The following is a 13,177-nucleotide window of genomic DNA, read 5'->3' on the forward strand; positions in this document are numbered from 1 at the left end:
AGCTCAAACCATCACTGGGCAGACAGAATCTGCTGGATCCCGTTTGTGGTTTTGCTGATGGCCTTGATTGCAAACTCGATCCTGATCTTGTCTGCGTTCGACTTCACCTTTTCCCGGATGTAGTCCTGATTGCTGCCGTGCATTTCGATGATCTTCTTCTTCACCGATTCCATCAGTGCCCGGGACTCCGGATCTGTGAAGTGATTGTCCCACGTCTTGAACTGGTCCTGCATATGCTTGGGTAGCTTCTGAATCGCGCTGTCAGGCGCCAGCGACTTTTCAATGTCGCCGATAATGTGCTGCTCATACCCTTGCAGTGTTTCGCTGAAATTCTTGGCAATTCCAGGCACACCGGTGTCTTCCTGGCCGGTTGCAGACTGCGCAACAGGTGCAGTTCCGCTGATTGACGGCATCATTTCACTTCCTCCGGTACAGATGATCCATCGATGTCTTCGATGGTTTCAAAAAGTTCGTCTGCGCATTCAGAGACGACAGTGGACACGGCTGAAACAGCAGAATCTGAAGTCACAAGACCTTCGGCCAGATAGGTTTGGCCAAGTTCGTGGGCCTGTTCGATTTGTCCGGCCTGCTGCATCAGATAGAGATGAAACGCGACGGCCTCATCCCGGTTGTTTTCCGTCTGAAACGCGCCTGATGTCTCGAGAAACTCCCGCGCATCATCGGTTCTGCCAACAGAATGCAGATACATCGCCTCCAGAACAAACGCGCCGGCATTGGCTGGGCGTTCTTCCTGAATGAGTTTCAAAAGCGGCTCAGCCAGGGCGCCATGCCCCTTTTTGATCGCTGTGGCGGCGATATTGCCGAGCACGAACATGTCGTCTGCATTGAACAACGGTGCGGCCATATTCATTGCAATTTCACCTCATGCCGGGACTCGCCGATCTCAACGATGATTGCCTGCTGATGCACCTGGATCAGCAGCGCATCCTTGCTGATTTCCTCACCCGGACGCACGGTTTTGCCGTCTTCCAGAAGCACATAAGGGAATTTCCCCGCCCAGGTGCCGGCGATCTTGTCGCCCACCATATCCAGGCTTTCCTGCCGACCATTGTCAAAGCTGACAGACTGAAGCCCGGGGACATCCGCCATCAGGTTATCGCGCAGCATTTCTGCCTTTGGCACATCTGCAGCAATGCCGCTGACCATGATTTCCCCATTGGCGACGGATTCAATGACGGCTTTGGGTGCAATACTCCGGATTACCAACTCAGCAGCAGCGGCCAAACGGTCATCCACAAAAAACCGCGGCGTGAAATAGGGCGCCAGCGCGCCAAGCGATGCGTCAACGCGCATTCGTTCTGACTGGGTCGCCACCCGAACTGTGCCGGTCCATCCTTCCCCCAAAGGGGCAAAACCGGCAACCGTGATCCCCCGCGCGGCAAGTCCGGCCAGAACCTCCTGGCGGTCCGGTTTGTCAGGCAGGTTGTTATCGGCCATTTCAATAGCGGGCGCTTCAGCTTCAACGGCCTCTGGTGCTGCCTGCGCCTCACCAGTTTCCACCGCACCCACCTGGGTCAGAATGAGAATGGCTGCAAACAGACCGGCGGCAGCACTTCCCACCAGTTTGATCCGAAAGGGCCGGGGCGTCTTGCCATCACTGTCCGGCGCGGGCGCTGCAAACGCCGGGTTTCGCAGGACATCGCCCTGCATCTGAATGCGGGTACCGCCCAGGATCAGCGTATCCCCCCATGCCCACTGAAACGAAGACCCAGGATCCACAGGTTCAACGCTCTCTCCCTGGCTGCGCTGCAGATTTCCGCTGGAGTCGGCTGACATCTCGACCGCGACACCCTCTGGCGACACAACGACCGAAAAATGCTGCGGATCAATCCCGCCATCCAGCAGAACAATGTCAGAATCGATGCTGGATCCGACGATGTGGACGCCTTCAACCAGGCTGACAAAGCGGTCTTCCAGCCCGTCCGATATAATTTTGACAATCAGCATTCGCCAGCATCGCTTTCGCCAGAGATCGGTCCGTTCTCAGGCATTGTTCCCGGATCTGGATTCGCCAGCAGTTCCAGAAGCGCGACGGATTGATCGATGACCGTCACTGCCCGAATGAACTTTTCCAGCTCCAGTCCTGCTGACGATGCCTGAGACATGCTGCGTAGAAACATTTTCCGGCGCAGCATCAGGTAAGACTGAACTGCAGCACTCCCGCCCAGCATCCCCTGATACAGGATGCTCTCAAAGCTTACACCAGCCTCACTGAATGATTTGAACGACCCACCGGCAACAGGCATCGCAACATCCCCGAATTTGCCCCCGAGAATACTCCTTTGTTTTACCTATGACGTAATCTGTTTTTCTTATTTCCCGGGTAGTCAGCACAACCCGGCCGAAAAGCGGGCCAACAACACAGAGGGTAAGGTCAGCAACTCTTACCTTATAACGAGGGATTATGGATCATTAAAATTTGAAATTTGCACTCCCTTCGCCCTATGCCTAATGCTGACCCTCATTGTTACGTAGGGTAAGCAGCGTCGAAACTCGGAGCGGATTTCTCCGACAAATCCAATCTTGGCGGGCGCGCGCAATTATACACCCAAAGATTGTTACGCAACTTGTAATTTTGGCCCACAGTTATCCATGACATAAAGTCACCGCCTGGAATCGATGGAGGCGGGCCTTGCGTATTTCTCAGAACCTTACCAGCCAGCGCCCTAAAGTGAGAATTGGACCAACCTAATAAAATGAGAAACAGAGAAAAATCGCATTCATTCACCGCCTGAATTCCTGAATGACCTCCGCTCACGCCACCAGGCTCTTCAATACACAGACCACCAATCAAAATTTGCCATAGGATTCTGTTTTATAACTATTTTTTACCAACTGGGCAAAATTCCCATCCTTGCTTAACTTGTTACTGATGCTATTTCTTTTGCTGACTTCACAGTCCCAAGCTCGACCTACGACAGCATCATCGCATTCAAATTTTTTCACAAAAAAGTTATTCCCTCATCCTTTTGGCACTTTAATCCCTGCCTGCAAGGGATATTCGTTCGAAACTTACGAACACACAATCCACCAGAAAATCGCTTTAACTTTTCTTACGCTTGTGTATTTCTGTTCGGCGGGAAAGATTTAACATCCAGAGATGTTACTGTCAGGTAACGCTGGGTGCTAACGGGATCACTTGGTCCGCGCGAATTTATCCTTCATGGGATGGGGATAATAATAAATGGAAATAAGTCTACGGAAAATGAAGGTCTTCATGGCCATCGTTGAGGCAGGAAGCTTCACAAAAGGCGCAATCGCCGAAAAAATTTCACAACCGGCTGCTGCAGCTATTGTCGACGAAATTGAAGACGTTTCTAGACATCAGCTTTTCCTGCGGTCCGGCAAGGTCCGAACCACCAAGCCGACACCGGAAGGGGAGGAGGTTCTTAAGGTCTTTTCCCGGGTTGTCAGTTCTTATGAACTGGAGATCGGAAAGATCACCAACCTCCACCGCTCGGTGCGGAAGTCCGCCCTGGTTCAGGATGCCTATTCGTCCAACATAGACATGGGCAACCTGACCGAAATCATGAGCCGCTATCAGGAAACAAACATCGAGATCAGCAGCCGCCGTCGTCAGGAAGTCATCGACGCCGTTGCCAAGCGCGAAGCCATCATCGGTTTCATCGATGGCACCCCGGACAGTTCAAATGTGGACTTCAAACAGATTGGCCAGATTTCGATCTGCCTGGCTGTGCCGGTCGAAAGCGACTTCTTAGGCAGCAGCCGCGAGCTGCTATGGAGCAACGTTCCCGAAGGAACCGCCGTTTTCTCTGGCATCAGTCCGAAACTGCTGTCTCAAGTGCAGGCCAACTTGTCAGCTGCCGGGCTTGATGCCAGCGACCTGATCACCATCAATAACAAAGAATTCACCAGCAGCTTTCTGAGCGAGCTGAAACGGCCGGTGATTGTTCCATCCACCATGACCGAGGAAATCGAAGCCAGCGGCATCGCCCGCGTGCTGAACTTTTCCCATTCTCCGGTTTCTGCGCCCTTGGGCATCATAACGCCAAAGGGCTACATGAATGCCATGAGGGTGTCCAACCGGGATATACAAGGCCTGCTGAAGACCGAACAGACTGCCGCACAGGCGGCAGCTCTGCCTTGGTATTGCTACGGGTAAGCTTACATGCCTCAGGATGCCCTGCACGACGATCACCGGAATGGCAGACAAGAGCGCCTTCCGAAGCATATGCAGTTGATTGCTAACGTCTTCCAGTTCTCACATGAGGAGATATCTGATGTTATCAGACGCCTGAACACCGGCGAGAGCCTGGGGGTCGCATTGGCAGAAGCGCGGCAATTCATCGCTGAATCGGAACTGCCCGAGGACGACAAGGACATGCTGATCCAGCTGCTGCTCGAAGAGGAGCAGGTTCTGCTGTTTTCACGCACCGCCCGCAATTCAGTTGTTGAAATCTGAGCCGCGCTTTGGGAGCGCCCGCCTACACTCATAAGTAGAAGCGATGCGGCTATCACCTGCGCACAGGTTAGCCTCGTCTTGAAACAGAAGGGGCACACCGATGCCAGACGGCAACGTAGAATTCTATGATAAATGCGCGGATTTCTATGACGTTCTGCATGGTGAACGCCACGAGGAATTCGATTTCTACCGGCACTATGTACCGGCTTCGTCACATGTGCTCGAAATTGCGTGCGGTTCAGGAACACTGACAGATGTCCTGTTGGAAACTGCCGCTTCTGTGACAGGAATTGATGCCTCTGTTGCGATGCTGGACCGGGCGCGGCAGCGGGTGCCCGGGGCACGTTTCATCAAAGCAGATATGCGGTCCTTCGACCTTGGCATGCAGTTTGATACTGTCCTCTGCCCATTCAATTCCCTAATGCATCTTTCTCCGCACGACAGCCTGACTGCGCTCTCTGCCTTTGCCGCACATTGCACGGATGCTGGCCAGGTGATTATCGACGTCTCCAACGTCGACGACCGGTTTCTCAGCCCATCCACACCCGAACAGATCATCAGTCGTTTTTCTGACGTTCCGTCGGGGCGCAACTTGTGTGGCTGGGAACGATCTGAATACGACCGGCCAAACAGGTTGCTTTCGGTGCATTGGCGCGTTGAAGACGCCGAGACCGGCGAAACTGTCGCTGCGTCGAGCTATACACAGCGCATACTCAGTTCCGGAGAACTCGACCGTCTTCTGGAAAGTGCCGGACTTAGACCTGTCGACAAATTCGGTACTTACGGCCGGACGCCTTTTGGCCCCGGCTGCCCCAGGCAGCTGTTTGTGGCGCAGCCGCTGCGGTAGGGTCCGGGATGCCGCATTCAGTTGCCAGCGTTGCACTCCAGTTGCACCGCTGCTGCACGGGAGGAAACCGAAGCATCCGGCGGCAAACCAAGCTGTCCCTGTATTCCGCACCGGATGACCCTGTCGTCCGTGCTGATCATCAAAGGATTGCTGGTAAAGGCACTGAGCCCGCTGCCAAGGACCGTGTAAAGACCGTCCGGATTCGGATCGGAGTAGTATCCTTCGATCAGTACGACCTCTGCGCCCGCACTGAACAGCCCGGTTTCCACCTGACTGGCAGCAATTCCACCCGGAACCGCCGCGCCGACCACCCGCAGCACAACACCCGGCTGCAATTGCTCTGGCTTCCATCCGTACAGGCGCGTGCCGCCGACCAGATGCCCGCCTTGCCTGTCCGGACCTAGGTAACTGCCGCTGAGCCGGGCCTGCCGGTGGTCCTGCGGCAGCACATCCAGCCGCGATGCCAGAACCCGGTTGCCCTGCCACAGCCCGCTGACGGCAAGCCAATCACCCGGCTCCACATCTTTTGCCAGTTCGCCGGCCTCGACCTCGCTGCCGAGTATTGTCAGACGGCCATTGTTAGCCGACTCGACCGGTCCGGCCAGCGGCCAAATCTGACGAATATGGAGCGCACGCCAGCCGGTGCCCTCTGGCTGCACCGTCACTGCAACCGTATGCCCGGGCCGAAGGCTGGCTGCGGTCATGCCGGGCAGGGAGTCATCAACCGGCAACGTGTCGTCAAAACGGATTTGCTGCCCATTCACTTCAATGCTGCCAAGCGCCGTCACGGTTCCGGCAATCCCGGTGCCGATAATGCCGCCTTCACGTTCTTCACTTTCCTGTGCAAAGGCCATGGCCCCTGAAAAAACAGCCGTAAAAATGGCAAGCAACAGCAGCCTGACAAAGCTCATGGCTCTTTGTCCTCTTTTGAGGTCTTTCCCGGGGTTGGCAGAATGTAAGCGCCCAGGACAAACCGTCCGCTGTGGCCGCCGTCTGCATCCTGTTCCTGCAACAGCCGGGCTTCACTATTGATTTCTTCAAGCAGGGCCTGCACCTTTTCAGTCGAGGTTTTCCGCAGCGTCTCCACCGCTGCCTGCGACAAATGGGAATAGCGCACAGCTCTGTCTAAATGCCGTTTCCCGCCGGGCTCTGCCAGCAAATTCTGCGTTGCAGCCGCCAGATGCGCGGTCAATGTCGCCTGATAGGCCGCCACCTGTTCTGCGCCGCCAGCAGCCGGAACCAAAGTCTGTGACAGCAGTCGCAAGCGGCCATCCTCCAACTGCCCAACTGCACCCTGATCAAGCAGCGCCTGCAACACCGTCCCGGGGGCCATATCTGCACGGGTCTGTCGCACCAATTCGTCAAACCCCGGCTTCCCGTTGCTGCCCCGGCGGGGCAGATCAAGAGGTGAGCCATCGCCGCTCTGATACTCGGGTGCCGTGGCCCAACAGCTGAGCACCATTGCCGCAGCGTTCACGCTGCGCCGGGTGTTTTCGTCACCAGTCTGGCTGCGCAAACGCTTAATATCCTTACGGTGCACCCCAGTTAGCAAACTGGCCCTGCTGTCGCTCAACTTGCCGTCCGAAGTCGCCAAAGCGGCCTCCAGCAGCGCCTTTTTCAATGCTTCGCTGGCAGTGCCAAAACTCGAGCCGCGCGCCACCATTGCCTGTGCAAGCGGCGCCAGCAGCGCAGCCAATGCAGCCTCAAAGGGGTCATCCGGTCCGGTCGTCATCAGCAGGCATCCAAAACAGGTCAGCTCCCCCTAGCATTAACACTCTATTTACACATCCAACGGATTCGTGAACGGTTTTTGATCTCTTGTGAATTCTAATGGGAAAATTTCCCATTATCAAATTGTAGTGAATTCAACTTCAGGAGAATCTCATGCAAGACATAGCCACAAATTTCATTTCCGATATCAACACACTCGCACCGCAGGCCGTTCAGGCTGCCGAGGTAGATCCCTTGGCGGTCCTCAGCAAAGCGGACCGCAAACGCTTTCTGGAATTCGGCTTTGGCCCGTCACAGCCGCCGCGCTTTCCCACCATCACTGATGCCATCCTACACCAGATGATATCCCATCCGGACGCCATTGCCGCACAGGCGGGCAGCCGCAGCATGACCTATGGTGCCCTTGATGCCGCCTCTGAGCGGCTGGCCGCGGTCCTGCAGGCCCACGGCGTGCAGCGCGGTGATGCTGTATGCCTATATCTGCACCGGTCTCTCGAGATGCTTGTGGGAATAGCCGCCATTCTCAAACTTGGCGCCGCCTATGTTCCCCAGCACGTAGGCGTCGCGCCCAAGGAAACCCTGCGCCACATCGCCGATGCCACCGGGGCCAGCGTGATCCTCAGCCTCAGCACATTATCAGCGCAGGTGCCCGTGGCCGCCCACCAAACCCTGATCACAATCGACACAGTTGCCTATGATCCGGCGCTGGATGCACAGCAACCCGGCAAGCATAAGATAGCGGTCCAGCCGCATGACCTGGCAATGATGCTGTTCACGTCTGGCACAACCGGCGTGCCCAATGGCGTTCAGGTTACCCACGCCAACCTTGCCAATATCCTGCTCACCTCCCCCGGAGACTTAGGCATGCGCCCCGGCTTGAAGGTGGGTCAGATCCTGTCGATTGCCTTTGACATGGCTGCCTGGGAAACACTCGGCGCTCTCGCCAATGGCGCCACACTGCTGATACGCGGCAAATCCATCCAGGAGACAGCCGAGCAGGCGGACATATTGATCGCCACGCCCTCTATCCTGAATGCGCTGGATGCCGACCGCTGCCGGCAGGTCAAAACAGCCGCTGTCGCAGGTGAACCCTGTCCGCGGCCATTGGCGGACACCTGGTCCGGGTTCTGCACCTTTTACAATTCCTGCGGGCCGACCGAAACCACCATCATCAACACTGCCGAGCCGCATCACCCGGACAAGCCGGTCCTGTCGATCGGACGGCCCACACCCAATAACACGGTCTACATCCTGGACGATAACCTGAACCCCCTGCCAATCGGGCACAAAGGCGAGATGTGGGCAGGAGGCGACTGTGTCACGGCCGGCTATCTGGCCAACCCGGACCTCACCGCAGACCGCTATCGGCCCGACCCGTTCCGACCCGGCCGAATGATGTTCCGGACCCGCGATCTGGGCCGCTGGACCGAAGATGGTGCGCTGGAACATTTTGGCAGGGTCGACGATCTGGTCAAAATACGCGGCTTCCGTGTCGAGCTCGACGGGGTCACTGCAGCGCTGGAATGTTCCGAATGCTGCGATCAGGCTGTCACATTGAAGTATGACAGCAGAAATCTCGTCAGCTTCATTTCTCCGGCACATGCCTGCCCCAAGAAGGCAGCGAACGAAGTGCATAGTCGGCTGCCCTATTATTGCGCGCCAACGGTGGTGCTGCCGATGGACGGGCTGCCCCGCACCCCGCGGGGCAAGCTGGACAAACGGCAGCTTCTGCAGCTGGCCCAGGATCATATCGCAACGGCAGGCCTGGAGCTGAACTGATGACATTGGAAACCACTGATCCCGGCGCCCGCCCGTACAACTGGCGACGCATCACCCGGCATCCGGCGTTGATGGAATACCGCCGCCTCGCCTTTCTTGTGGCGGCAGTCAACCTGGCAGTTTTTACAGTCGGCCTTTACGGCGGGCACTGGCTGACAGGCGATGGCTTTGCGCTTGGCCCCATCGCCGATATGGCACTGATCAATCTGTCACTGGGGATTCTGATCCGCCAGCAGCGGGTGGTGAATGCGCTGTTCTGGCTGGCAACCCGGATCCCGGTCAGCTGGCCTCTTTGGATCCGCTGGAGCGCAGGCAAGGTTTTCCACTTTGGCGGCCTGCATTCCGGCGGCACCGTGGCGGGCACTGTCTGGTTCGGCTTTCTGCTATATGCCATGGTGGCAAACAGGCTGAACGGCGCCGCACTTCCATCAGACCTGACCCTGGGCCTCAGCGCGGCGATGATCGCATTGATGACCCTGATGGTGATTTCAGCGATCGGTCCCATCCGCGCCCGGTTCCACAATGCGTTTGAAAAGATCCACCGATTTGCGGGATGGACCGTGCTGGCACTGTTCTGGGCGCAGACTCTCTCGCTCACCCGTGATGCCGGCGGCGATCTGCTGCAGACGCCGGCTTTCTGGATGCTCTGCCTGATCACCCTGTCCATTGCCTCACCCTGGCTGACGCTGAAGCGGGTGGATGTTGATATCGTGAAACCGTCCAATCACGCCGTTCTGGTGCGGTTCGACTACGGCGACACGCCGTTCCCCGGCAGTTCCAATGCAATCAGCCGCACGCCTTTCGGCGAGTATCATTCCTTTGCCAACATCCCTGCGCCGGATCAGTCCGGCTACCGGCTGGCAATCAGCAGGGCAGGGGACTGGACAGGGCGGTTCATCGACAACCCGCCAGAAAAGGTCTGGGTCAAAGGCATCACGACATCCGGCGTGGCGCGTATCGAAGTTTTGTTCAAAAAGGTGGTCTATGTCGGCACTGGCTCCGGCATCGGCCCGATCCTGCCGCATCTGCTGGCGGGCGAGGTGCCGAACCGGCTGATCTGGTCCACCCGCAGCCCCCGCGCCACCTATGGCGACGCGCTGGTGGATGAGATCGAGGCCCACACTGAAAACCCGCTGATCTGGGACACCGATGCCCGCGGCAAACCGAACCTATCGGCACTGGCATTGCAGGCGGTACGCGACAGTGGCGCCGAAGCCGTTATCGTGATCTCGAACCAGAAGCTCACCCGCCGCGTCGTGCACGATATGGAGACGCTCGGCATTCCCGCATATGGAGCGATCTGGGACAGCTGAAGCTGTGCCCGGCGGCATCAGCCGCCGGGTACATCCTGGAAACAGGTATAAACAGATAAAATAACAGAATAAGTGAGCCCCTTGTTATCGCTTGCGCCCAGTCTTGAATAATTTGGGGGAAGAGATGGTCAATCCAGTATCTGGAAGTGGATCAGCGGCATTGCATGGCGGTAATGAACCGCTGCAGAATGATGGACATGGAGGTGCCGTTCCGAAAGCCCGCCAAAGGGTGCAGGCAGGTGCGGGCGGCGACAGCTCGCATTCCAGACCGACCCCGGCCCCGCGAAGGGTTCCCAGCGGGAATACCGATGCAGGCCCTGCTCCTTCGCCAAGAAGCGTGTTCGGTGACAGTACCGTTGGCAGACCGACCCCAGCCCCGCGCAGGGTTCCCAGCGGTAACGCTGTTGCAAGCCCTGTTCCTTCGCCTCGGGGAATTCAAAACCTCGCAGCCGGTCGCCTCGCAATGGCATCCTCAGTGGGTGCTGCTGCTGCGTCAAATTGGGTGGAACCCAATACGTCACCAACTCCGATGACAAGTTTTCTCTCGGAAAGAATACGCCAGGGAGAAAAGATTGGGGTCATCATGCTAGACATTGGTCAAAGGGGAGGCCGGGTCACTCCTGACCATAAAGGCAATATGGAACGTATCCTTGGCTTGACTCAGTTCGCAAAAGACAATGGCCTGCCTGTCTTTCATGGCGAAATAGATGGTGTAAAAAATACAGAACTGCCGAATCTAGAGGGGTATGAAAACTATTATCAAGGCAACAAGAAAGAAGGCAACAACAGGGCTGAGGACGACTATAATTGTAAATTAAGTGTCTATCCAATGTTCAGGGAGACTATCAAGAATCTTGGCCTGGATTCTGTAGTCGTTGCCGGTTTCGATCGTGATTGCTGTGCCTTTAGCACAGTTTTTGGGGAAAAGGTTTCCCGCACCTCTTCTGAAATTCATCAGGGTTCAAGCGCTTCTTCCGAGTTGAATGTGTATACGTCTGCAATGTATTTGCTGACAGATCGCGAAGCTGATCCGTCCGGAGAAATGCCGTCCTATGCTCGGGACATGATCCTAGATGACAGCTTCCCTGGCGTCTATCAGATGCCTGCTCAGCAAAAAGATTCAGCAGGCAATATTGATAATCCATTAGGGCAGCAGGAAACGACATCGAGCAATTCGAACCTCAGCAGGCATTCGACCCTTTCCAGCCTGCCTGAGGCACTGGCCCAGGAGAAAGCTGAAGCAAAGGCTCAGAAGAAAGCGGACAAAGCTGAGGCCAAGGCTCAGAAGCTGGCCGAGAAGGCTGAAGCAGACGCAGCCCGCCAAGCAGACCGGGAGCGGTTGCGGTTCAATCCGGCGCAGGACGCGGCCAAGCCCAAACGCATGAACGAAGAGACCGCCAAATCAGCCGCGGATGCGGCGCTGGCCTCCCTGGACAAGCGTGACGCGCAGAAAGCAGCGGATATTGCAGCAACAGACAAGAAACTGAGCGTTTTCCAGCAGGTGGATCAGGCAAAGTGGAAGGCTGTCAGGAACCAGGATTATGCAAAAGATGTACCGCCGCCGCCTGTTCCTGCTCCCAAAGCGGCATTTGGCAGGATGCCACAGCCGCTGCCGTCCATACCAGAGAATGCGGCGGCACGTTCCGGGCCTGGAACGTCCCAGTCCAGCCTGTCGCTTATTCCCGGTAAGATGCAGAAAACGCCAAATCCACCAGACCACGATCCCATGGGTTCAACCCTGGCGGTCAACGCAGCTCCCGATGCTCCGAGCCACAGTCTATGGGGGTCGACCATTGCGGTAAACAACGCGTCAAATCCGCCAAACCACGACCCCATGGGCTCAACCTTGGCGGTCAACGCTGCACCCGATGCTCCGAGCCATAGTCTATGGGGGTCGACCAATGCGGTAAACAACACACCAAACCCGCCCCGGCATGAACCCGGAGCACAAGAAGAACCTCGGGTGCCGCCAATGATGGAGCGTTGGGCCCAGAACAGATAGTAGGAAGGAAACAACGGCTGGGGTGCAATGGCACTTCAGCCAAAGCCTTTCTGGCAGACCATACCTCTTGCGACAAAGTAGAAAATCAGAGTCTCCGCGCAGTTCTTAAAACATAATCCCTATTACAGGTAAACTCCTTGCATCGGGGTGCGCGCTATTTTGAAGTGCGTCTCCTATTAGAAAACAATGAGTTATCTAATAGGAGGAATATTGCATGGGAACGGTATATACGCAACTGAGCTTACAAGAACGGCGCAGGATCGAAGACTGGTGGCTTGCAAAGGTCCCTGTCGCTGAGATGGCGCGCGTTTTGAAGCGTCACAAGTCGACGATATTCCGAGAGATCAAACGCAACTTCTGGGCCGATGATGCCTTTCCCAAGAAGTACGCGGGATACTTCGGCATGGCAGCACACCAGCGCACGCAGCAACGCCGTTCCACGCAACGCAAGCTGATCAGACATCCCGATCTGTGCAAGCGCGTCATCGAACGGATCAAGCAAGGATGGACGCCCGAGCAGATCGGCAACCGGATGATCTATGAAGGTGCTACGCTACGCGTCTGCCAGGAGACGATCTACCGCTACATCTATTCTAAGGAAGGCATGGACCAAGAGCTCTGGTGGTACTTGCCCGAACATCGGAAATCCCGCAGGCCACGCCGTGCCAGGAAGCGCCAGAAGCCCAAGTTCGACCGTGATGTCAGCATTCTATTCCGGCCAGATGATGTCGCTCACCGTCGCCAGTTTGGGCACTGGGAGGGAGATTTGATGCTGTTCAAACAGAAACTTGGGCAAACCAATGTCACCTCGCTGGTCGAACGTGTCAGCCGCTTCACCGTGCTGCTGAAGAACCCGAACAAGCGCACCAAGCCGGTGATGGGGAAAATTATGAAAGCCGTACGCGACCTGCCTCATCTGGCCCGCAAATCAATCACCTTTGATCGCGGTACCGAGTTCGTCAGCTGGCCACATTTGCAGGCCGAAATCGGGACGCAGACATGGTTCTGCGATCCTTCCAGCCCGTGGCAAAAAGGCACGGTCGAGAACACCAATCGAAGGG

13 protein-coding genes are annotated in these 13,177 nt (G+C 56.5%); 7 read left to right on the plus strand and 6 right to left on the minus strand.

Going from position 1 to position 13,177, the window contains the following annotated elements; all coding sequences use genetic code 11:
• Nucleotides 1–11: 11 nt before the first annotated feature.
• Genes ACP151_RS07595 through ACP151_RS07610 form a run of 4 tightly spaced genes read right to left on the minus strand, consistent with a single transcriptional unit; the run spans nucleotide 12 to nucleotide 2,267 of the window.
• The gene (locus ACP151_RS07595) at nucleotides 12–413 is read right to left on the minus strand and encodes a hypothetical protein (RefSeq protein WP_424978277.1); all 402 of its coding nucleotides are present in this window, start codon (nucleotides 411–413) and stop codon (nucleotides 12–14) included.
• A complete protein-coding gene (locus ACP151_RS07600) occupies nucleotides 413–871 on the minus strand; it encodes a tetratricopeptide repeat protein (RefSeq protein ID WP_424978278.1) in 459 nt (152 codons plus the stop codon). Before ACP151_RS07600 ends, ACP151_RS07595 begins: the two co-directional genes overlap by 1 nt.
• Complete coding sequence (locus tag ACP151_RS07605) at nucleotides 868–1,968, minus strand: hypothetical protein (protein ID WP_424978279.1); 1,101 nt, start codon at nucleotides 1,966–1,968, stop codon at nucleotides 868–870. The genes ACP151_RS07600 and ACP151_RS07605 overlap by 4 nt, the downstream gene beginning before the upstream one ends.
• On the minus strand, nucleotides 1,962–2,267 hold the full coding sequence (locus ACP151_RS07610; protein WP_424978280.1) for a hypothetical protein: 306 nt from the start codon (nucleotides 2,265–2,267) through the stop codon (nucleotides 1,962–1,964). Before ACP151_RS07610 ends, ACP151_RS07605 begins: the two co-directional genes overlap by 7 nt.
• A gap of 938 nt (nucleotides 2,268–3,205) precedes the next feature.
• Here ACP151_RS07610 and ACP151_RS07615 point away from each other — a divergent pair.
• The 3 genes from ACP151_RS07615 to ACP151_RS07625 all read left to right on the plus strand — a co-directional run bounded on the left by ACP151_RS07615 (nucleotide 3,206) and on the right by ACP151_RS07625 (nucleotide 5,291).
• Nucleotides 3,206–4,144, plus strand: coding sequence for a LysR family transcriptional regulator (locus ACP151_RS07615; RefSeq protein ID WP_424978281.1), 939 nt, complete (start codon nucleotides 3,206–3,208; stop codon nucleotides 4,142–4,144).
• Nucleotides 4,145–4,213: 69 nt separating this feature from the next.
• Nucleotides 4,214–4,444, plus strand: a complete 231-nt coding sequence (locus tag ACP151_RS07620; protein WP_424978282.1) for a hypothetical protein — start codon at nucleotides 4,214–4,216, stop codon at nucleotides 4,442–4,444.
• Nucleotides 4,445–4,544: 100 nt separating this feature from the next.
• Nucleotides 4,545–5,291 carry a class I SAM-dependent methyltransferase gene (locus ACP151_RS07625; RefSeq protein WP_424978283.1) on the plus strand — a complete coding sequence of 249 codons (747 nt, stop codon included), beginning with the start codon at nucleotides 4,545–4,547 and terminating at the stop codon, nucleotides 5,289–5,291.
• Between the two features lie 17 nt (nucleotides 5,292–5,308).
• Here ACP151_RS07625 and ACP151_RS07630 read toward each other — a convergent pair whose 3' ends face one another.
• Together ACP151_RS07630 and ACP151_RS07635 are read right to left on the minus strand one after the other, a co-directional pair.
• Nucleotides 5,309–6,145 (minus strand): DUF5666 domain-containing protein, encoded by an 837-nt coding sequence (locus ACP151_RS07630; RefSeq protein ID WP_424978284.1) that lies wholly within the window; start codon nucleotides 6,143–6,145, stop codon nucleotides 5,309–5,311.
• A 53-nt stretch (nucleotides 6,146–6,198) separates the two neighbouring features.
• On the minus strand, nucleotides 6,199–7,023 hold the full coding sequence (locus ACP151_RS07635; RefSeq protein WP_424978285.1) for a DUF6502 family protein: 825 nt from the start codon (nucleotides 7,021–7,023) through the stop codon (nucleotides 6,199–6,201).
• A 152-nt stretch (nucleotides 7,024–7,175) separates the two neighbouring features.
• Between ACP151_RS07635 and ACP151_RS07640 the strand changes: the two genes are divergently transcribed.
• The 4 genes from ACP151_RS07640 to ACP151_RS07655 all read left to right on the plus strand — a co-directional run.
• Entirely contained in the window at nucleotides 7,176–8,801 is a 1,626-nt protein-coding gene (locus ACP151_RS07640) for an amino acid adenylation domain-containing protein (protein ID WP_424978286.1), read from the plus strand.
• Nucleotides 8,801–10,114, plus strand: coding sequence for a hypothetical protein (locus tag ACP151_RS07645; protein WP_424978287.1), 1,314 nt, complete (start codon nucleotides 8,801–8,803; stop codon nucleotides 10,112–10,114). Before ACP151_RS07640 ends, ACP151_RS07645 begins: the two co-directional genes overlap by 1 nt.
• A 637-nt stretch (nucleotides 10,115–10,751) precedes the next feature.
• Nucleotides 10,752–12,116: a hypothetical protein gene (locus ACP151_RS07650; RefSeq protein WP_424978288.1), complete on the plus strand. Its 1,365-nt coding sequence runs from the start codon at nucleotides 10,752–10,754 to the stop codon at nucleotides 12,114–12,116.
• A 214-nt stretch (nucleotides 12,117–12,330) separates the two neighbouring features.
• The coding region (locus tag ACP151_RS07655; protein WP_424977595.1) for an IS30 family transposase at nucleotides 12,331–13,177 on the plus strand (847 nt) is incomplete at its 3' end.

The organism is Leisingera sp. S232, assembly GCF_049800895.1.
GTDB lineage: Bacteria > Pseudomonadota > Alphaproteobacteria > Rhodobacterales > Rhodobacteraceae > Leisingera.

Coding starts and splice junctions, on each gene's coding strand:
- ACP151_RS07635 (WP_424978285.1), bottom strand. CDS start 7,023: ATGACGACCGGACCGGATGACCCCTTTGAGGCTGCATTGGCTGCGCTG.
- ACP151_RS07625 (WP_424978283.1), top strand. CDS start 4,545: ATGCCAGACGGCAACGTAGAATTCTATGATAAATGCGCGGATTTCTAT.
- ACP151_RS07650 (WP_424978288.1), top strand. CDS start 10,752: ATGGAACGTATCCTTGGCTTGACTCAGTTCGCAAAAGACAATGGCCTG.
- ACP151_RS07630 (WP_424978284.1), bottom strand. CDS start 6,145: ATGGCCTTTGCACAGGAAAGTGAAGAACGTGAAGGCGGCATTATCGGC.
- ACP151_RS07600 (WP_424978278.1), bottom strand. CDS start 871: ATGAATATGGCCGCACCGTTGTTCAATGCAGACGACATGTTCGTGCTC.
- ACP151_RS07645 (WP_424978287.1), top strand. CDS start 8,801: ATGACATTGGAAACCACTGATCCCGGCGCCCGCCCGTACAACTGGCGA.
- ACP151_RS07610 (WP_424978280.1), bottom strand. CDS start 2,267: ATGCCTGTTGCCGGTGGGTCGTTCAAATCATTCAGTGAGGCTGGTGTA.
- ACP151_RS07605 (WP_424978279.1), bottom strand. CDS start 1,968: ATGCTGATTGTCAAAATTATATCGGACGGGCTGGAAGACCGCTTTGTC.
- ACP151_RS07640 (WP_424978286.1), top strand. CDS start 7,176: ATGCAAGACATAGCCACAAATTTCATTTCCGATATCAACACACTCGCA.
- ACP151_RS07595 (WP_424978277.1), bottom strand. CDS start 413: ATGCCGTCAATCAGCGGAACTGCACCTGTTGCGCAGTCTGCAACCGGC.
- ACP151_RS07620 (WP_424978282.1), top strand. CDS start 4,214: ATGCAGTTGATTGCTAACGTCTTCCAGTTCTCACATGAGGAGATATCT.
- ACP151_RS07615 (WP_424978281.1), top strand. CDS start 3,206: ATGGAAATAAGTCTACGGAAAATGAAGGTCTTCATGGCCATCGTTGAG.